Origin of the sequence: Robertkochia marina (assembly GCF_004799345.1) — a bacterium.
In the GTDB taxonomy this organism is placed as follows: domain Bacteria; phylum Bacteroidota; class Bacteroidia; order Flavobacteriales; family Flavobacteriaceae; genus Robertkochia; species Robertkochia marina.
In genome coordinates, this window is sequence record NZ_SSMC01000002.1 from 396,467 (window position 1) to 415,094 (window position 18,628).

Below are 18,628 nucleotides of genomic sequence, written 5' to 3' on the forward strand. Positions count from 1 at the left end.
CATAACAAATTTGTTATAAAATATTATGATATAAAAAAAACCACCCTCCCCTGGGTGGTTATAATTCTTTAAGTGTTTATGTTAACAGTATTCCAAGCCCATGCCAGAATAGGAAATGGCTTCGTCGTTAGCAAATGCATACTTTAGGTCGCTCTTTATGGATTGAATGGCATCCTTCTTAGACTTCAACCATTTTTTAAACACCAATTGAGAAATGAAGAACAAAAAGTCTGGTTTAACCAGGCTTAGTTTAATGATCTCAGTAGTGTTGTTGTCGAATTCCTGGAATATTGGCATGAAATCCTTACCTAAGGATTCTAATGTCTCATCAAACTTCTTCGCACCATCAACCAGCATTCCCTTCTTCTCCAGCATCATTTTATTGGCCATAAGCACTTGAATGTCCAGGTATTCAGGGTTTACAGATAAATTCTTGAATGATTTCAAAAAGGCAATGTAGTCATTATTAAGTATGATTTCTTTTCTTACAAAATACATCTCCATACGGTCATAAATAATTTTCAGGTTATTCACGGCCTTGAATCTCTTGTATCTGATATACTGATTAAACGAAAATACTCCTAAGACAACAATCGATATGATAATCAAAGTCAGATTCATTACTCTTAAGTGTTGGTTTATTAGTCTTTCTTAGCAAAATTTTTAAAGTATCTTTTAATCCTTCTGATCAAGCCTTTACTTTCCTTTTCAACTTGAACCTTATTAAGCCGGTCAAGTACAATCAGATTTAATTCCCGAATTCTTTCGTCTTTTTCTTTAAACCTGATATCAATCTGTTTATTGTATTTTCTGTCTGTTACAAACAATTTAAAGTAATAACCGGTAAGGATCCCAAGTACGAAAAAGGTTATTACAACGCCATAGTTTTTAAGTTGTTCAAGGGCAATTTTTAAGAACTCTTGCTTTAATTCTTCCATTAAATATACATGAATTCGGCGACAAAAGTATTAAAATAGTTCTAAATCAGTGGGGTAAGCACCTGGTCTATTTGTTGAATTGTCGGATTTTTTGTTAGTGATTCGTTAGTTTAGGAGGGTAAATATAAAAAAACCACCCAATATGGGTGGTTCCTATTTCAAGACTTAGGGGAAAGCTAATTTCAATTCCAAATGAGAAAATCAACCTATAGGTTGATTTTCGCCCTGGAGGATTTAAGCTTGCATATAAATCAATTTTTTCTTTTCTTATTCGGATTATGGTTTAAAAAAAAATCAAAAGGGAAAAGGTAAAAGATGCATTTTCAATTTACTTTTTGGATATGGATTAATAGCAGCTTCACTATTTGAATTTGCTCTAATGCTAAGCCCTATAAGTGGGGAATCCATCCAAAGAATTATTTACAACATTTTCTTCGGCTAAACCCAAAATATGATTTTTTAAGTCAAAAAAAAGAGGCCAGCAAAAAACACCAGATATAAACTATTGATAGTGCATCGTACTTTTCAAATAATTACAAGCTAAGTGCTTGTATCCAAGAACGCTTTTTAAAAATTTATTTTCTATTGAATATTCGAAAATAAATTTTTGAAATGTGTTCTATTATCCCGAATCAAGCTCTTTTCCCGGAACAAGGTGTAGGGGAATGTGCTTGATTCATTTAGCGAAAGGAAAGGATGATTTGATTGAAGTTACTTAATTAAACTTTTGCCTAAGTACTTCCATGTCTTGTTTAACTTTTTGATCCAGGATTTTCGCATAATGTTGGGTTGTCCTGAGATTTTTATGTCCCAGCATTTTACTCACGGATTCGATAGGCACACCATTGGAAAGGGTGACTGTTGTAGCAAAAGTATGTCTTGCCAGATGGGTTGAAAGATTTTTGCGAATTCCTGTCAAATCAGCAATTTCTTTTAAGTAAGCATTCATTTTTTGATTGGTAGGAACTGGAAGTAAATATGCCGAGGAGACTTTATTTTGATCACGATTGTATTTGCTAATTATACCCCTAGGAATTGATAAAAGCGGTATGTTGCTTTTTGTTTTTGTTTTAGTTCGTCTTGTTTTTATCCATGCTGTACCATCCAAATCAAATTTGATATCATCTGCGTTTAGCTTCTTTACATCAGCATATGCCAGTCCGGTAAAACAGCAAAAAATGAATACATCGCGAACTTGTTCCAGGCGATCGATTCCAAAGTTTTTTTCCAGAAGTATAGAGATTTCACGCTCTGTAAGGAAATCTCTTTCTACCGGTTTTAGTTTCGAATTCCAGTTAATGAATGGATCTTTTTTTATCCATTCATTAGCAATGGCAATTCTGATTATTTTTTTAAAATTGGTTATATACTTTATAGCAGTATTGTGTCCGCAATTGCGTTCTGTTTTTAAGTAGTATTCGAATCCATTGATAAACTTTAGATCAACTTTAGATATCAGGAGGTCTTTCTTTTTATAGGCTTTTCTAATATAGTTTTCGACATGCATTTTTGCAGTTCGATATCGCTCTGCAGTTCCTGAAGCAAAATCTTTTCCTATAAGTGAGTCTACTTGATCATTGTGTTCCTTAAAGACCTCAAGCAACATCCTTTTTCTATCATCCTTTCCGAAATATGTATTTCGTAATGCCTTAGCTGTAAGCTCTCTATTTTCATTAATATATTGTTGGTGAATTTGTAATAATCTTGAACGAATATTGGATAGGTAATTATTTAATTCTTGACCGGAAGAATTGTTAAGGTTTACCATCCCAGCTTTGGCTATCCAGCGGGCTGGATCCACTTTTCTATTTACACTAAATTCGACACGACTTCCATCTATGGTGATCCTTAAATAAATATTACAGAGTCCATTTATATCTGCCTTACTGGGTTTGATAAAATAGCGAAAAGAGACACGTTGATTCATTTTACATTAATTTCCCCCTTTTAAGGTAGAAAACATCCTTGAAAATCAAAAACGCAAAAAAGCACAAATACCAGTAAAATCAATGGTTTTGAGCTCATTCGGGGGACTTTTTTGAAATTTGAAATCTCCCCCGAATTTGCCACTTTTTATAGCTTATTGTTTGATATCAAATGAAATCAATAAAAAAGAAAAACCCCGTAAACACTGGTGTTTTACGGGGTTTGGAGGAACTTTGAAGTTCGTTCAGCGGAGAAAGAGGGATTCGAACCCCCGGAGGTGTGACCCTCAACAGTTTTCAAGACTGCCGCATTCGACCACTCTGCCATTTCTCCGTGCATCTTACAGGCGTTTTATCCTGCGATTGCGGGTGCAAATATAGAAAGCTTTTTTGTTTTTCAACAACTATTTTCTGAATTTTTTTAGCCCCGGGTGTTGGTTAAAACAGCGTTTCCCTGCTATTCAGTGAATTAGCACTTTCCTGGTTGATTTTATTTCTAAAAACCTATTTTAGTACTACCTAAACCCTTACCATGTCACCCATTCTGGAGATACTTATTCTAGTTGTTGTCGGTTTTATCGTCGGTGTTATCAATACCATCTCGGGAGGGGGCTCCATGCTCACCCTACCCATTCTCATCTTTTTTCTTGGCGATTCGGCAATGGCCAACGGAACTAACCGCGTTGCCATCTTTTTACAAACCATATCCTCTATTGCCGGATTTCGCTCTAAAGGACTTAAGGTGCCAAAAATAAGTACCTGGCTGGGGGTAACCGCTACCATCGGGGCCCTTATCGGCTCCTTGATCGCGGTTGAAATAGATGACCGGATCTTCAACCGCATCCTGGCTATTTTTATGATCGTGATCGTGGCTTTTATGATCATGAAACCTACTAAAAACCTGAACGATGCTTTAGAACGCTTTACCGGGAAGTACTTCTGGGGGAGTCTGCTGGCCTTTTTCCTGATTGGTATCTACGGAGGATTTCTCCAGGCAGGTACGGGGATATTTATGCTGCTGGCCCTCTCCACTATTAATCAAATGACCCTGGTGCGTTCTAACCTGGTAAAGGCCGTGGTCATGCTCATCTATACCGCGGCAAGTCTGTCCGTGTTCTTTTGGTATGATAAGGTGGATCTTAAATACGGACTCCTGCTTGCCTCCGGACAATTCGTAGGAGGGTGGATGAGCAGTCGCTGGTCAGTAAATAAGGGAGATGGTCTTGTAAAGACGTTCCTGATCATTATGGTGATCGCCATGGCCGTTAAACTCTGGCTGTTTTAAGGGTTTCTTCACAGCCACATCTTTTGAAATGCCTTATTTTTGTGCCAAAATTGCTCAGAATGAATGTAATCGATGCCCTGAAATGGCGTTATGCCACCAAGAAATTTGATCCTGAAAAGAAACTTTCTTCAGATAAGATAGATACGCTAAAAAAGGCTTTCAACCTCACCGCCACTTCCTTTGGTCTTCAGCCGGTAAAACTGCTAGTGATCAGTGACCAGGCCATCAAGGAAGAACTGGTAGCACATAGTTTCAACCAGCAGCAGGTAGCTGATGCCTCTCATCTCCTGGTTTTTGCGGTAGAAACCGATCTGGATAAAGATTATATTAATGGTTATTTCAACAGGGTAAAAGACATCCGGCAAACCCCCGATGAGATCCTCAAGCCCTTCAGGGAATATCTGGAGGGGTCGGTTACCGCCATGGAGGATACCACTAAGAGAGAATGGATCGCGAAACAGGCCTACCTGGCCATGGGCAACCTTTTAACCGTTTGTGCCCTGGAGCAGATCGATGCCTGCCCGATGGAAGGGTTTGTGGCCCCGGAATACGACCGTATCCTGAACCTGAAGGAAAAAGGACTTACTGCGGTATTGTCGATGCCTGTAGGGTTCCGTGCAAATGATGATATGTTTGCAGAAATGAAGAAGGTGCGAAAAGAGCTGACTGAAAGTATTCTTGAGATCTAAATCACATTCTTCATTTTAGATGGTCTGTTAGGTCATCAACCTTTTCTATATTTGAGGGTATTTGAAAATAAAAAAGAATGCCCGGATTCGAATTATTTGGAGAAAAGGAACGACACGAAGTAAATAAAGTATTGGATACCGGAGTGCTGATGCGCTACGGATTTGACGGTATGAGACAAGGGCAGTGGAAGGCGTTAGAGCTGGAAACTGCCCTTGCCCGTAGAATGGGCACCCGCTATGCTCAGTTGGTAAGCAGCGGTACTGCTGCGCTAACCGTGGCCATGGCCAGTGCCGGGGTAGGGGCCGGAGATGAAGTCATCCTGCCCACCTTTACTTTTGTGGCCAGCTTTGAGGCTGTTCTGGCTTTAGGAGCCCTTCCCATCCTGGTTGATATTGATGATACCCTGACCCTTGATCCCGAAGCGGTGGAAAAAGCCATTACTACCAAAACAAAGGTGGTCATGCCCGTGCATATGTGTGGCTCTATGGCCGATCTGTCTGCCCTGAGATCTATTTGTGAGAAGTATAAGCTTTTACTGCTGGAAGATGCCTGCCAGGCCATTGGCGGCACCTATGAAGGAAAACCCCTGGGGAGTTATGGCGATGTAGGGTGTTTCTCTTTTGATTATGTCAAAACAATTACCTGCGGTGAGGGGGGTGCCCTGATCACCAATAATGAAAGTATTAAGAAAAATGCCGACCACTTTTCTGATCACGGACATGATCATGTGGGGAACGACAGGGGGGCAGAGGGTCATCCTTTTTTGGGGTACAACTATAGAATCTCAGAATTAAATGCTGCCGTAGGGGTAGCGCAGTTGGAGCGACTTGACGAATTTCTGGCGCTTCAGAAAAAACATTATTCCATACTCAGAGATGCCATTTCGAATATTCCCGGGGTGACCTTTAGACGAGTGCCCGAAGGTGGGGAAGAAAATTATTCGTTCCTGAACTTTTTTATGGCGGACGAGCATATAGCGAGGAATACCCATAAGGCGCTGTCAGAAGCCGGTATTGACGGTTGTTTCTATTGGTTCGACAATAACTGGCACTACGTTAAAAAATGGGATCACCTGAAGAACCTGAATAGCCTTGGCCCGATAGCCAAGGAGGTCAGAGCTCAATTACCCGATTACCACAAGATGGATTTTTCGGCTTCCCATCACTGGATGGGCAGAAACATTTCACTACTTATAAAGATCGGGTGGACCGAAAAAGAAGTCAGGGATCGGGGAGAAAATATAAAGGCTGTTTTATCAAAAGGGGTTTAAACAACTATTTCTCCTTTTAAGTAAAGCCTTGTATTCCCGCTTATGATCACACGTTCTCCTTTGTCTTCACAATGAAGATATCCTTTACGGGATGATAATTGCATGGCAGAGAGTTCAGTTTTCCCCAGAATATTACTCCAGTATGGGGTCAGGGTAGTATGCGCTGAACCCGTTACAGGATCTTCATCGACACCTGATTGTGGCGCAAAAAATCGGGATACAAAGTCAACATCAGTACCCATGGCGGTAACAATGATTCCCCTGGCTTCAATCTTTCTGATGGTCTCTATATGTGGTTCAAGGTTCTTGATGTCTTCTTCAGAATTGTACACCAGCATGATATCTGTTTTGCCCTTAAAGGCCCCGATGGGTTCTATATCAAAACAGGATTTAAGCTGTTTGGAAACAGCAATAGCAGTTACAGGATCTGCCGGAAAGTTGAGGCTCAGTTCATCATTTGTTTTCTTCACCTGCAATTCACCGCTTCTGGGGGAGTAAAATTTAATGACATCACCCTCATGACCTTCTTCAAAGAATAATACATGAGCTGTGGCCAGGGTGGCGTGTCCGCAGAGATCTACTTCGGTGGTAGGGGTAAACCAGCGCAGTTCATAGTGTTCATCTTTTTTAACGTAAAATGCCGTTTCTGCCAGGTTGTTTTCCATGGCTATTTGTTGCATAAGGCTGTCATGTGGCCATTGCTCCAGTGGGCAAACAGCCGCAGGATTCCCTGAAAAGGCTTCCCTGGCAAAAGCATCGACCTGATAGATCTTTAATTTCATCTGTTTCGTTTAATTACCTTACTAAAGTTATAGAATCTTTTTTTGGATGACTCCCTGAACTAAATAAAAAAGCTCCTGAAAACAGGAGCTTTTTTTAATATGGATTGCGGTAAATTATTATGAATCTTGTTGTTGCAGCTCTTGAGCTACCTTCTCTACTTCTTCCATTACTCTGAGCAGGTTTCCTCCCCAAAGCATTTTGATCTGTTCCTCGGTATACCCGCGTTTTACCAATTCCAGGGTTACATTGAAGGTCTCTGAAGCATCATTCCATCCGTAGATACCTCCTCCGCCATCAAAGTCGGAGCTGATCCCTACATGTTCGAGTCCGATCTTTTCAACCAGGTAGTCAATGTGGTCAACAAAATCAGAAACATCCACCGGATCGGCTACCTTACTGAAGGAGTCGATATCGGATTGAATCGAGGCTTTGAATTCATTGTAGGCAGCGTAGTAAGCATTGCGCTCTTCGGCAGGTAATTGACGGGCTTCACTTCTGTCCATTAAGTTAAATCCGGCTGCTTCTGCCTTTTCGGCCATCATTTCCTGAAGTGCTGTATTAAACTTTTGATGTTTTTCGGTATCTACGTAATTACTGAAGGCAACTGTTTGAACAACGCCTCCGTTCTCTTTGATCCAGCCTAATTGTTCATCATCCAGGTTTCTGCTGTGATCGCAAACTGCTCTTGCAGAAGAGTGAGAAGCTATTACAGGAGCTTTAGAAAGCTCGATCATTTGTTTGATCGCTTCTTTAGAAGGGTGAGAGATATCTACCATCATCCCGTACTTGTTCATTTCTTTGATCACCTCTTTTCCGAGATCGCTAAGTCCGTTGTGCAACCAGGTACTGTCGGCCTCTCCTGTATTTGAATCAGAAAGCTGGCTGTGGCCCTGGTGAGCCAGCGACATATAACGTCCTCCCAGGTCATAGAACTTCTTCACATTGGTGATGTCGGTTCCCACGGGATAACCATTCTCGATACCGATCATAGCTACTTTTTTACCCTCTGTGGTAATACGCCTTACATCTTCGGCAGTGTAAGCTAATTCGATGTCTTCAGGAGCGATCTCTTCGGCCAGTTTATGAATGGCCTCGAACTTGCTCATAGCATTGGCGTAGGCATTTGTATAGCCTACCTCATTGAGCTCTTCCTGACCGGTATATACAATAAACCAGGCCACGTCTAATTGACCTTCCTCCATTTTTGGCAGGGTGATCTGGGTGTGAAGATCCTGGGTGTAGTTAATAGAATCGGTAAAGTTATTTACATTGATATCGCAATGGGTATCAATGGTAATGACCTTCTCGTGAATGGCCTTGGCCAGTGCCAGGGTGTCTACGGTAGATGCTGCTTGTGCAGTATTTTCATTTTGGTTTTTACAAGAAACTACAGCCATAGCTGCAGTCAGGTATAGTAAGGTTTTGCGCATAAAATAAAATTTATGCTGAAAGTAGCCTTTTTAAGGCAAATTCTCAAAAAACTGTGAATTAAATAAAACCAAAAATAGAAGCCGATCAGTAATTCACATACTCTACGATCTCCAGCCCATAGCCAATGATACCCACTCTTTTGGTTTGGGTGGAGTTCGACATCAGCCTGATCTTGGAAATGTCAAGGTCGTGAAGTATCTGAGCTCCAATACCGAAGTCTTTATTGTCCATAACGATCTTAGGTGCTTTCATCTCACCATCCTGTTGGATCTGCTTGAGTTCTTTCAGACGGTTGAGCAGGTTGTAAGAACTGCTTTCCTGGTTGATAAAAACAATGGCACCGCGTTCTTCCTCATTTAAAGCACGGAACATATCATCCAGTTTTTTGTCGGCATTGTTCGTAAGCGTACCAAGGATGTCGTTATTGACCAGGGTTGAATTAATACGGGTTAGCACCGGCTCGTTCGGTTTCCAGGAACCTTTTGTCAGGGCCAGGTGAATCTGGTCGTTGGTAGTTTGTTTATAAGCCCTGAGTCGGTAGGTGCCGAAACGGGTTTTAATATCAAAATCTTCTCTCTTTTCGATCAGACTGTCGTGCTGCATGCGGTAGGCCACCAGGTCTTCGATGCTTACGATCTTGAGGTCAAATTTCTCAGCCACCTCCACTAATTGTGGCAGCCTGGCCATGGTGCCGTCTTCATTCATGATCTCTACGATCACTCCTGCAGGATCAAGACCGGCCAGTCTTGCCAGGTCAATGGCCGCCTCGGTATGTCCGGTTCTTCTCAAAACACCACCTTCTTTAGCTGCCAGGGGGAAGATATGCCCTGGACGTGCCAGGTCGCGGGGTTTTGTTGAGTTATTGGTCAAGGCCTGAATGGTCAGGGAACGGTCTGATGCAGAAATTCCGGTGGTTACCCCGTGGCCGCGAAGGTCTACAGAAACCGTAAAGGCAGTCTCCATAGGGTCGGAGTTATTGGTTACCATAGGGTGCAGGTCCAGTTCTTTACAGCGCTTTTCGGTAAGAGGAGTACAAATTAAACCCCTTCCGTGTTGAGCCATAAAGTTGATCATTTCGGGAGATACCTTTTCGGCAGCTGCTACAAAATCTCCTTCATTCTCCCGGTTCTCATCATCTACAACGATAACTACTTTTCCGGCGCGGATATCAGAGATGGCTTCTTCTATGGTATTGAGTTGAATTTCTTTTTCAGACATGATGTTCACAGACTTCATCAGGAATTTTCGGCAAAGATACTTATTTTGATACGGTTGCTTCCTTTTTGCGGAATATTTTAAAGAGCCCCTTAAATTTTTCGATAATGCTTCCTGAATCGAAAACCGCTTTATCAGCTGTAGCTCTGCGGGTAAGCCAGATGCCCAATGGCAGCATGATGACCGTAGAGATCCATGAGGCGATCACCGGGTCCATACTTCCGTCTTCGGCATAATTCTTTGTAAAGATCCCAATGAAATAATAGGTTAGGAACAATCCGATGGCTAAAACCATGGGGAGGCCCAGGCCACCCTTTCTGATGATAGCTCCAAGGGGAGCCCCCACAAAGAATAGAATGAAACAGGCTATAGGAAGGGCATATTTTTGATGCAAAGCCAGGTAATGTACGTTCAGGAGTTTAATACGACGCTGGATGTCAGGTCGTTTTCCTTCGATAGATCGTCGTGTACTGGCAATATTGTTCTTGGCCATTTCTGCGATCTGAGATCTTCGCCAGGGGGCATAAAACTCCATGAGTTCGGGAACGCTTTTGCCGGTCGGGTCAATAGTGTCTTTTACAGGTCTTCCGGCATCTTCGTCCACATAAAGCCTGGAGAACCCGGTTCGGTTAAAAACACTGCTCCCAAAAGAGTTGATCACCTTTCTGTTGTCGTCAAAAAGGGAATCGATCGCCTGGGTAAGCTCATTAGAATTGAGCATTTTATAGGTATTGTTGATGTTTTCCTTTTCCAGGTCCTGGTTGTTCAGATTTGAAAGGTCAACATTCATGGTATAGGTGTCAAAATAGGCTTTGGCAAACGGAACCTTTTGACGGTCGGCTATGGTTTTCCCTTGAATGTCTTCGTAGAAATTACCGTCTTTCAGGATCAATTGCAGGTAGTTGGAGCCCTTTTTACCCACCAGCTCACCTTCTTTAGATTGTATCACCTGGTTGTTTACCCCACCATTGCTAAGCTTGTGAATAACTACTTTTTCTAAAAGCTGATCATTTTCGCCGTGCTTATTGTCAACCTTTATGTTAATGTCGGTCTCAGGAATATTGTTGAATATCCCCTCGGTAATAGCCAGAGCAGGTTTTGCCTGGGCAATATTTCTCCGGAGGTTGTAAGACTTTAATTCTGCTTCGGGAATGACACTGTTTGCAAAGAAAAAGGTTCCGATACTGAGTATGGTGATAAAAATGATCAGCGATCGCATGGCCCGAAAAAGGGAGATACCCGAAGCCTTCATGGCGGCAAATTCATAATTCTCTGCAAAGGCCCCAAAGGTCATGATGCTTGCCAGTAGTACGGTAAGTGGCAATACCATCGGGATAAGGTTAGGGGAGTAGTACAGTAGAAATTTACCGACAATCAAAAGATCGATACCCTTCCCGGCCCATTCATCTATAAAGAACCAGATGGCCTGGAAAATAAAGATGAGCATCAGGATCACAAAAGAACTGAGGAAGTTGTAAAGAAACCTCGAGAGAATATAGCGATCTAAAGTATACAAAACCTAGTTATTAATGATGTAGTACCCCATTTCTTCATATTTGGGGCGGTCAAAGGTAAATAAGCTTTCGGAAATCGGTTGATCGGTTTTAAAAGAATTAACAGTAATGGTGGTTTTCGTTCCGTTAAGACCGACTTCGATCAGGTTGTAAATGTGTTTGGTCTGTGTATCTATTCCTAACAGGATCTGCTTGATCTCTGAGGAAGAGTCTATAGGTACTAATTCTACGTATTGAATTTTACGGCCTTTAATATCCTGGGTAATATCCCATTTAAAGTTATACCCATCCTTGTAAAAGGTCAGCATTTTTGAGGGGGTAATGGTTGCTTCCTCCTCGCCGTTGGCGCCTTCAATGACCACCTCTTCATTCTCAGGAATGATGGTGTAGGTTTTGCTGCCATCAAAAATTTTGGTAGCTCCCAGGTAATTGAATCGGTATTTTTCTCCCTCCAGGGTAACATCACCACGGGTTTCCTGGTGAATATTTTCCTGGGCGTTGTCAAGAACGTATTTAAAGTCTATAAAAACATTGTCGTAACCCTTTACCTTGTTGTATACTTCATCCAGAAGGGCTTTGGCCTTATCATCACTTTGGGCATTAAGATTCAGGGTGAAGGCAATAACCAGTAAAAAGACAATTTTCTTCATAATATCAAATGTTGTTTTCATTATTTAATAATTCTTCCAGGGCTAACATATCAGAAATTAGTACCTGTCTTGCTTTAGACCCTTCAAACGGACCTACGATACCTGCGGCTTCAAGCTGATCAATGATCCTTCCGGCGCGGTTGTACCCGAGTTTAAGCTTTCGCTGCAACAGGGAGGTTGATCCTTGCTGGGCAGCCACAATTACTTCTGCGGCTTCCCTGAAAAGGGCATCTCTTTCTGAGGCATCTATATCAAGTCCTGTGCCAGAATCTTCTCCTACGTATTCAGGCAGGAGGTGGGCTTCCGGATAGGCTCGCTGCCCTCCGATATAATCAGTAATCCTCTCTACTTCGGGGGTGTCTACAAAGGCACACTGTAAACGGGTAAGGTCATTCCCCTGGGTGTACAGCATATCACCACGACCAATTAACTGGTCGGCTCCCGGAGAGTCGAGAATGGTTCTTGAATCGATCTTAGAGGTAACCCGGAAGGCTACCCTGGCCGGGAAGTTGGCCTTGATGATCCCGGTAATTACATTCACCGACGGACGCTGGGTGGCAATGATAAGATGGATACCAATGGCCCTTGCCAATTGTGCCAATCGGGCAATTGGGGTCTCTACCTCTTTTCCTGCCGTCATGATCAGATCGGCAAACTCATCAATAACCAATACGATATAGGGTAAGAACTGATGTCCGTCGTTCGGATTGAGCTTACGCTCTTTAAACTTTGCGTTGTATTCCTTGATGTTTCTTACCATGGCATTCTTAAGCAGCTCGTAGCGGTTATCCATCTCGATACACAGGGAATTCAGGGTGTTGATCACCTTGGTGTTATCGGTAATGATGGCCTCCTCACTGTCTGGTAATTTGGCGAGGAAATGACGCTCGATCTTATTGAACAGCGTAAGTTCTACCTTTTTCGGGTCAACCAGTACAAATTTAACCTCTGCCGGATGCTTTTTGTAAAGCAGGGAGGTAAGAATAGCATTCAATCCTACCGATTTACCCTGACCGGTTGCACCGGCCATCAACAGGTGAGGCATCTTAGCGAGGTCGACCACGAAGGTTTCATTACTGATGGTTTTACCAAACGCAATGGGTAATTCCATTTCTGCATTGTGGAATCGTTTGGAGGCGATCACCGAACGCATGGATACAACAGCTGCCTTTTTATTAGGCACCTCAATACCAATGGTACCCTTACCCGGTATGGGGGCAATGATCCTGATGCCCAAAGCTGATAATGAGAGTGCGATATCATCTTCAAGGTTTTTGATCTTTGAGATTCGGATTCCCGCAGCGGGTACGATCTCATAAAGGGTTACAGTTGGCCCGATAGTAGCCTTAATCTGGGAGATCTCAATTTTGTAATTACGAAGGGTGTCAACAATACGATCCTTATTTTCTTCCAGTTCCTGTTGATCAATGGTAATACTTCCGGCTCCATAATCTTTCAGAAGGTCCAGGATAGGGAATTTGTAATTGCTCAAATTAAGCTTAGGATCAAATTCTCCGAAGTCGCTCACCAGTTTTTCGGCAAGAAGATCTGTTTCTTCCTTTTCTTCCGTAATACTTTCCACCTGTATGGTTAAACTGTCTTCTTCTGAACTGCTTGAAGGAGTCGATTGGGTTGATCTTGATTGTTCTTCCTGTTCAAGTTTAACCTCGAAGGAATTCTCAAGGGCAATATCATCCAGCGGAGAAGGAGTATTTCCTTTTATGCTTTCTTCTTCTGCAGTACTATTATTACCGTCAATATCCAGGTTGTTTTCATGATCTTCGTCATCAGAGTGGTTGTCTGTTTCTGCAACAGCCTCTTGCTGATGGTTGTTACTTGATAGTGATGATCGTATTTCTCTGCCGGTACTGCGAAAGGCCATGGCGATCTTTTCAGGAGTAAGTTTTAATCTTAGAACAGAGTAGCTGATAAAAACAAAGAGAAGGAGAAGGGCGATACCTATATTTCCGATATAGTCCTTCAGAAAATCATTCATCTCAAATCCGACTGTACCTCCCAGTAGTGGAGCGCTTTGTGCAAAGAATCCCATAAAAATGGAGATCCACATAATAACCACAAGCCCCCAAAACCAACGATCGGTTAATTTTTTTGTACCAATGTTTAAAAAGAGGTAAAGCCCGGTTTGAAAAAGCAAGGCCAGAAAAATAAATGAAGCTACCCCGAAGCCTTCATAGATAAAAAAGTGACTGATGGAGGCCCCAAATTTATTAAGCCAGTTTTTGGCTTCCAGTTCCCTGTTCCCGAATTCGCTCAAAAGGCTTTGATCTTCCTGCCAGGTACTGAAAAAAGACACGAACGCTATAAAACATCCTATGCTGAAGAGCATAAGAAGGCTGCCCAAAATGATCTTCTGTTGGTGTGAAAGCTTAAATTTGGGTTTAGCGCTGCCACTGCTGGCGTTATTTTTTTTGGTCTTTTTACGGGCCATTAGCATGGATAGGTTTAAAGCAAAAGTACAAATTACAAAAGAACGGTTTCCACTTATGTTTTTAAAATATTTTGGGGATATAAATGATAAGTCCTACAATGATGGCCCCAAAGGCAGCAAAACTAACAGCCCCTGCTGCGATATCTTTAATAAAACCGATCTTAGGATGGTGGTCCGGATGAATGAAATCGGCGATCTCTTCAATGGCGGTATTAAAACCTTCTGCCGACATGACCAGGGTAATGCAAAGGACTTGCAGGCACCACTCGGTGATGCTAAGGTTATAAATAAAACCAAGAACGGTTACCAGAACTGCAATTCCCGCCTGAACCTGTATGCTGGGTTCTTTGCGAAGCAAAAGATATGCCCCCTTGGAGGCATATCCTATACTTCGAATTCTTTTTTTTACAAAATCGCTCATTAACTATAGTACTGATAAGGCTGCGTTATAGTCGGGTTCATCAACGATCTCAGCTACCTGCTGGGCATGCTTGACTATACCGTTTTCATCTATGACCATGACCACCCGGCTCAACAGTCCTTCCAACGGACCATCGGTGAACTCCAGGCCGTAGGTCTTTCCGAAGTTACGGTCGCGGGTATCGGCAAGATTTACAACATTCTTTAAGCCTTCGGCTCCGCAGAACCGCGTTTGCGCAAACGGCAGATCTCTGGAGATGCACAATACGGTGGTATTATCAAGGCCGGAAGCTTTTTCATTGAAGGTGCGTACACTCTGTGCACATGTATCAGTGTCTACACTGGGAAAGATGTTCAATATAACACGTTGCCCTTTAAAATCTGCCAGGGTTTTAGCAGACAGGTCAGCTGCTACCAATGAAAAATCGGGTGCCGGTTGGCCTACTTCCGGTAATTGGCCTGAGGTGTGAAATTCGTTTCCTTTTAATGTTACTGTTGCCATAGTTGGATTACTTTTTTTACTAAGGTAAAAAAAGTAATGCAGTTATACGGTTATGCCGTTATGCGGTTAAGCAGATTAGAATAATTTTGGTCAGGAAAACTCTATAATTGTTAAATGTAGAAAATTTACTATATTTAATAATTCATATAAGGGGTATGATACATAAGGATTTACATGTGTGGCAACGTAGTATGGATCTGGCCACCAAGATTTATCAATTGGTTGAGGATTTGCCAAAAAACAATGGTTTTGTTCTAAAGCAGCAGTTACAAAAAACTGCACTATCGGTTCCTTCAAATATTGCCGAAGGTGCCGGTCGAACTACTCAAAAGGAATTATTACGCTTTTTGGATATAGCCAACGGTTCTTTAACGGAACTGGAGACCCAATTGATCTTAGTGAATAATCTAAAATATTCTGATACTTCTAAATTAATAGATGAAGATATTACCGTTATCAGAAAGATGTTATACAAACTAAAACGATCTATACGGAAAGAATAGAATTTTCACTGAATAACGGCATAACCGCATAACCTTATAACAAGAAAACCCCTCCACAAGGAGGGGTTTTTCGCAATTTTTTCCCATCATTACGGGCAGGTTACTCCTTATCTATAGAGCCCATTACCCGTTGCATGAAAGCGTTGAGCGCTTTCTTTTGGTCCATATTTTCTTCGCGGATCATCTTATGCACTTCAATGGCCCCGTACATATTAGAGAGCAGTTCTCCAATAACGTCCAATTCCTCGTCTTTGAGGGAGGGGACTTCGGTGATCGCCTCGAGGGTATCGATGGCTTCCAGTACATAGTCCTGATCATTTTCGGCGATGAAACCTGTAAGTTGTTTAATTACTGGTAATTTCATCGATAAGCGATTTTAGGATCTCAGTCTTATTCGTCTGAACCTGGTTGGAAACCTTTCCGTTTTTGAAAGACGCAAACGTTGGAAGGTTATCTACCTTAGCCAGTTTACGCGATTCAGGAAATTTCTCTGCATCAGCGATCACGAAAAGGGTGTCTTCATGATCTCTGGAGAATTTTTTGAACTTAGGTTTCATAATGCGACAGTTACCACACCATCCGGCAGAGTATTGTACCACCACATTTGGGTTTTCTTCAATAAGTTCAGACAGGTTATCCTTTTCTAGTTCTAACAACATGACGTCTTAGTTTAAGCTTAGGTATTCTGCTACTCCGGTTCTGTCGGCAGTCATAGCCTGCTTTCCTTCTTCCCAGTTTGCAGGACAAACCTCACCGTTTTTCTGCACGTGAGCGTAAGCATCAATAAGTCTCATGAACTCATTTACATTACGTCCAACAGGCATATGGTTAATTCCTTCGTGGAATACAGTTCCTTCTTCATCAATAAGGTAAGTAGCTCTGTAGGTCACGTTGTCACCTTCAAGCATATACGTTCCGGTTTCCTCGTTGAAGGTCTCGGTCTGAGCATCAAGAATACCAAGGATGTTAGCAAGGTTTCTGTTGCTGTCGGCCAATAGTGGGTAGGTTACACCTTCAATTCCACCGTCATCTTTTTTAGTATTTAACCAGGCAAAGTGCACTTCTGCAGTATCGCAGGAAGCCCCGATAACCATAGTGTTTCTTTTTTCAAATTCTTCAAGAGCAGCCTGGAATGCGTGAAGTTCTGTAGGGCAAACAAAAGTAAAGTCTTTTGGATACCAGAAAAGAAGTACTTTTTTGTTGTTCTTCTTGGCTTCTTCCAGCACGTTGATCTGGAAAGTATCGCCCATTTCATTCATAGCGTTCACAGCTACATTTGGGAATTTTTTACCTACTAGGGTCATATATTCAAGTTTTAGTTTTATTAAACAACAGGGCAAAAATAAACCTATTTCTGACAATTATCCACAGGCAAAAATTGTAATAACCTATGCGCGGATAACCGTTAAAAATGGCATTCATAAACCCGGTATTTTTTTGCGGATTTGTGAATTTATAGTCTGTTGAAATGAGAAACTGACAGAATTAGCGTTAAAACAAAAGAATGTTATTTCCCGGCCAGCCTTTTAATTTTAATGTTGAGGGCAGCGTAGGCCAGGGTCATGAACGGACTTAAATAATTAAAGAAGGCATAACCAAGGTAGGCTGTGGTATCAACTCCCAAAACTCCACTTTGATAGGCACCGCAGGTATTCCATGGTACCAATACGGAAGTAACCGTTCCTGAATCTTCCAGGGTACGACTCAGGTTTTCAGGAGCAAGGCCTTTTTCTTTATAAGCCTTGGCATACATTTTACCCGGTACTACAATAGCCAGGTATTGGTCTGATGCTGTTACATTAATGGCCAGGCAGCTTGCCACGGTACTTGCAAATAGTCCGAATACAGAATTAAAGGCTTTCAACAGGGCACCACTGATCCTGGAGAGGGCTCCTATGGCATCCATGATACCTCCAAAGACCATGGCACAGAGTATAAGCCAGATGGTACCGAGCATGCCGTACATACCTCCTGAAGAGAAGAGGTCGTTTAGCTTTTCGTTACTGGTCTCAACAGCGGTGTCTACAGTAATCGCATCCATGACCCCGCGATAGGCTGTAATAAAGTTCAATTGAGAAGCTCCGGTGATGCCTAATAAAACTTCAGGTTGAAAGATCACGGCAAAAGCAGCACCCAACAGGGTACCAAATAACAGGGCTACCAGGGGAGAGGTCTTGCGTACGATCATAAAGATCACGGCAGCAGGCACCAGGAATAATACAGGACTGATATAAAAAGACTCTTCAATGGCCTTCAACAGGTTGGAGGTGTCTGGGGCCGAGGTGGTTTCCAGGTTTAATCCGATGATCGTAAATATGATCAGGGTGATCACAACGGTTGGTACTGTGGTCAGGGCCATATACCTGATGTGGGTAAACAGGTCGGTTCCGGCCATGGCAGGGGCCAGGTTGGTCGTATCGCTCAGGGGAGACATTTTATCACCAAAGTAAGCTCCCGAGATCACGGCACCGGCGGTCATTCCGGCACTGATACCGAGGGCATCACCAATACCCACCAGGGCAATACCTACGGTGGCAGAAGTGGTCCAGCTGGACCCGGTGGCTATAGAGATCACGGCACAAATAATAACACTGGCCGCCAGGAAAAAGGTCGGATTCAGGATCTGCAACCCGTAGTAGATCATAGAGGGTATTACCCCGCTGATCAGCCACGTACCGGCCAGTGATCCGACAAAAAGCAGAATAAGAATGGCACCCGCGGTTGATTTAACGTTGTTGGCAACCTCCTCCAGCATATCGTCAATACTTACCTTGTTTCGTAATCCTACCATGGCTGCAACAGCGCCGCCGATGAGCAGGATGAATTGGTTGGAACCACTCAGGGCATCATCACCATATACATAAACATTAAATGCCAACAGGGCTACCAATACAAAAACGGGGAGCAGTGCCTCCCAGATATTCAACTCCTTATTCTGGTTAATTTTCGTTTCTTCCATAGAATTCCGGTAAGATGATCTGGCTTTAGATTTTAAAAATGAAGCGTAATGTTACGATTTTAACCCATGGTAAGCAAATTCAATTTTTGTTGCA

General features: G+C 42.4%; 19 protein-coding genes and 1 tRNA gene. 4 read left to right on the forward strand and 16 right to left on the reverse strand.

The genetic code is table 11. The features are described from left to right. Window positions 1-81: 81 nt before the first annotated feature. The 4 genes from E7Z59_RS08230 to E7Z59_RS08245 form a co-directional block, all read right to left on the reverse strand. Window positions 82-621 carry a hypothetical protein gene (locus E7Z59_RS08230; protein WP_136335841.1) on the reverse strand — a complete coding sequence of 180 codons (540 nt, stop codon included), beginning with the start codon at window positions 619-621 and terminating at the stop codon, window positions 82-84. A 20-nt stretch (window positions 622-641) separates the two neighbouring features. Continuing rightward, complete coding sequence (locus E7Z59_RS08235) at window positions 642-938, reverse strand: hypothetical protein (protein ID WP_136335842.1); 297 nt, start codon at window positions 936-938, stop codon at window positions 642-644. Window positions 939-1,653: 715 nt separating this feature from the next. Further along, window positions 1,654-2,865: a site-specific integrase gene (locus E7Z59_RS08240; RefSeq protein WP_136335843.1), complete on the reverse strand. Its 1,212-nt coding sequence runs from the start codon at window positions 2,863-2,865 to the stop codon at window positions 1,654-1,656. Between the two features lie 247 nt (window positions 2,866-3,112). Next, a tRNA-Ser gene (locus E7Z59_RS08245) sits at window positions 3,113-3,197 on the reverse strand. Between the two features lie 198 nt (window positions 3,198-3,395). Here E7Z59_RS08245 and E7Z59_RS08250 point away from each other — a divergent pair. The 3 genes from E7Z59_RS08250 (at window position 3,396) to E7Z59_RS08260 (ending at window position 6,108) form a co-directional block, all read left to right on the forward strand. Then, on the forward strand, window positions 3,396-4,148 hold the full coding sequence (locus E7Z59_RS08250) for a sulfite exporter TauE/SafE family protein (RefSeq protein WP_136335844.1): 753 nt from the start codon (window positions 3,396-3,398) through the stop codon (window positions 4,146-4,148). A gap of 59 nt (window positions 4,149-4,207) precedes the next feature. Next, on the forward strand, window positions 4,208-4,837 hold the full coding sequence (locus tag E7Z59_RS08255; protein ID WP_136335845.1) for an NAD(P)H-dependent oxidoreductase: 630 nt from the start codon (window positions 4,208-4,210) through the stop codon (window positions 4,835-4,837). Between the two features lie 77 nt (window positions 4,838-4,914). Beyond that, window positions 4,915-6,108 (forward strand): DegT/DnrJ/EryC1/StrS family aminotransferase, encoded by a 1,194-nt coding sequence (locus E7Z59_RS08260; protein WP_136335846.1) that lies wholly within the window; start codon window positions 4,915-4,917, stop codon window positions 6,106-6,108. Here the strand turns inward: E7Z59_RS08260 and E7Z59_RS08265 are convergent. The 8 genes from E7Z59_RS08265 to tpx form a co-directional block, all read right to left on the reverse strand. Continuing rightward, a complete protein-coding gene (locus E7Z59_RS08265; protein WP_136335847.1) occupies window positions 6,105-6,890 on the reverse strand; it encodes a PhzF family phenazine biosynthesis protein in 786 nt (261 codons plus the stop codon). The two genes, E7Z59_RS08260 and E7Z59_RS08265, sit on opposite strands and share 4 nt — an antisense overlap. 117 nt (window positions 6,891-7,007) lie before the next feature. Then, window positions 7,008-8,321: a dipeptidase gene (locus E7Z59_RS08270; RefSeq protein ID WP_136335848.1), complete on the reverse strand. Its 1,314-nt coding sequence runs from the start codon at window positions 8,319-8,321 to the stop codon at window positions 7,008-7,010. 85 nt (window positions 8,322-8,406) lie between these two features. Then, window positions 8,407-9,558, reverse strand: coding sequence for a 3,4-dihydroxy-2-butanone-4-phosphate synthase (gene ribB, locus E7Z59_RS08275; protein WP_242015657.1), 1,152 nt, complete (start codon window positions 9,556-9,558; stop codon window positions 8,407-8,409). A 22-nt stretch (window positions 9,559-9,580) separates the two neighbouring features. After that, on the reverse strand, window positions 9,581-11,053 hold the full coding sequence (locus E7Z59_RS08280; RefSeq protein ID WP_136335849.1) for an LptF/LptG family permease: 1,473 nt from the start codon (window positions 11,051-11,053) through the stop codon (window positions 9,581-9,583). Between the two features lie 3 nt (window positions 11,054-11,056). Then, the gene (locus E7Z59_RS08285) at window positions 11,057-11,701 is read right to left on the reverse strand and encodes a LolA family protein (protein WP_136335850.1); all 645 of its coding nucleotides are present in this window, start codon (window positions 11,699-11,701) and stop codon (window positions 11,057-11,059) included. Window positions 11,702-11,705: 4 nt separating this feature from the next. Next, window positions 11,706-14,150, reverse strand: coding sequence for an FtsK/SpoIIIE family DNA translocase (locus tag E7Z59_RS08290; protein WP_136335851.1), 2,445 nt, complete (start codon window positions 14,148-14,150; stop codon window positions 11,706-11,708). Window positions 14,151-14,211: 61 nt separating this feature from the next. Further along, on the reverse strand, window positions 14,212-14,571 hold the full coding sequence (locus E7Z59_RS08295) for a diacylglycerol kinase family protein (protein WP_136335852.1): 360 nt from the start codon (window positions 14,569-14,571) through the stop codon (window positions 14,212-14,214). 3 nt (window positions 14,572-14,574) lie between these two features. Then, window positions 14,575-15,072, reverse strand: coding sequence for a thiol peroxidase (gene tpx / locus E7Z59_RS08300; RefSeq protein WP_136335853.1), 498 nt, complete (start codon window positions 15,070-15,072; stop codon window positions 14,575-14,577). 155 nt (window positions 15,073-15,227) lie between these two features. Here tpx and E7Z59_RS08305 point away from each other — a divergent pair, with 155 nt between their 5' ends. Further along, window positions 15,228-15,575 carry a four helix bundle protein gene (locus tag E7Z59_RS08305; protein ID WP_136335854.1) on the forward strand — a complete coding sequence of 116 codons (348 nt, stop codon included), beginning with the start codon at window positions 15,228-15,230 and terminating at the stop codon, window positions 15,573-15,575. A 100-nt stretch (window positions 15,576-15,675) separates the two neighbouring features. Here E7Z59_RS08305 and E7Z59_RS08310 read toward each other — a convergent pair whose 3' ends face one another. The 4 genes from E7Z59_RS08310 to nhaC all read right to left on the reverse strand — a co-directional run bounded on the left by E7Z59_RS08310 (window position 15,676) and on the right by nhaC (window position 18,534). Then, the gene (locus E7Z59_RS08310) at window positions 15,676-15,939 is read right to left on the reverse strand and encodes a DUF6952 family protein (protein WP_136335855.1); all 264 of its coding nucleotides are present in this window, start codon (window positions 15,937-15,939) and stop codon (window positions 15,676-15,678) included. Further along, entirely contained in the window at window positions 15,920-16,234 is a 315-nt protein-coding gene (locus E7Z59_RS08315; protein ID WP_136335856.1) for a thioredoxin family protein, read from the reverse strand. Before E7Z59_RS08315 ends, E7Z59_RS08310 begins: the two co-directional genes overlap by 20 nt. A 6-nt stretch (window positions 16,235-16,240) precedes the next feature. Further along, the gene (locus E7Z59_RS08320) at window positions 16,241-16,879 is read right to left on the reverse strand and encodes a peroxiredoxin (RefSeq protein ID WP_136335857.1); all 639 of its coding nucleotides are present in this window, start codon (window positions 16,877-16,879) and stop codon (window positions 16,241-16,243) included. Window positions 16,880-17,082: 203 nt separating this feature from the next. Further along, a complete protein-coding gene (nhaC, locus tag E7Z59_RS08325) occupies window positions 17,083-18,534 on the reverse strand; it encodes a Na+/H+ antiporter NhaC (RefSeq protein WP_136335858.1) in 1,452 nt (483 codons plus the stop codon). Between the last annotated feature and the right edge of the window lie 94 nt (window positions 18,535-18,628).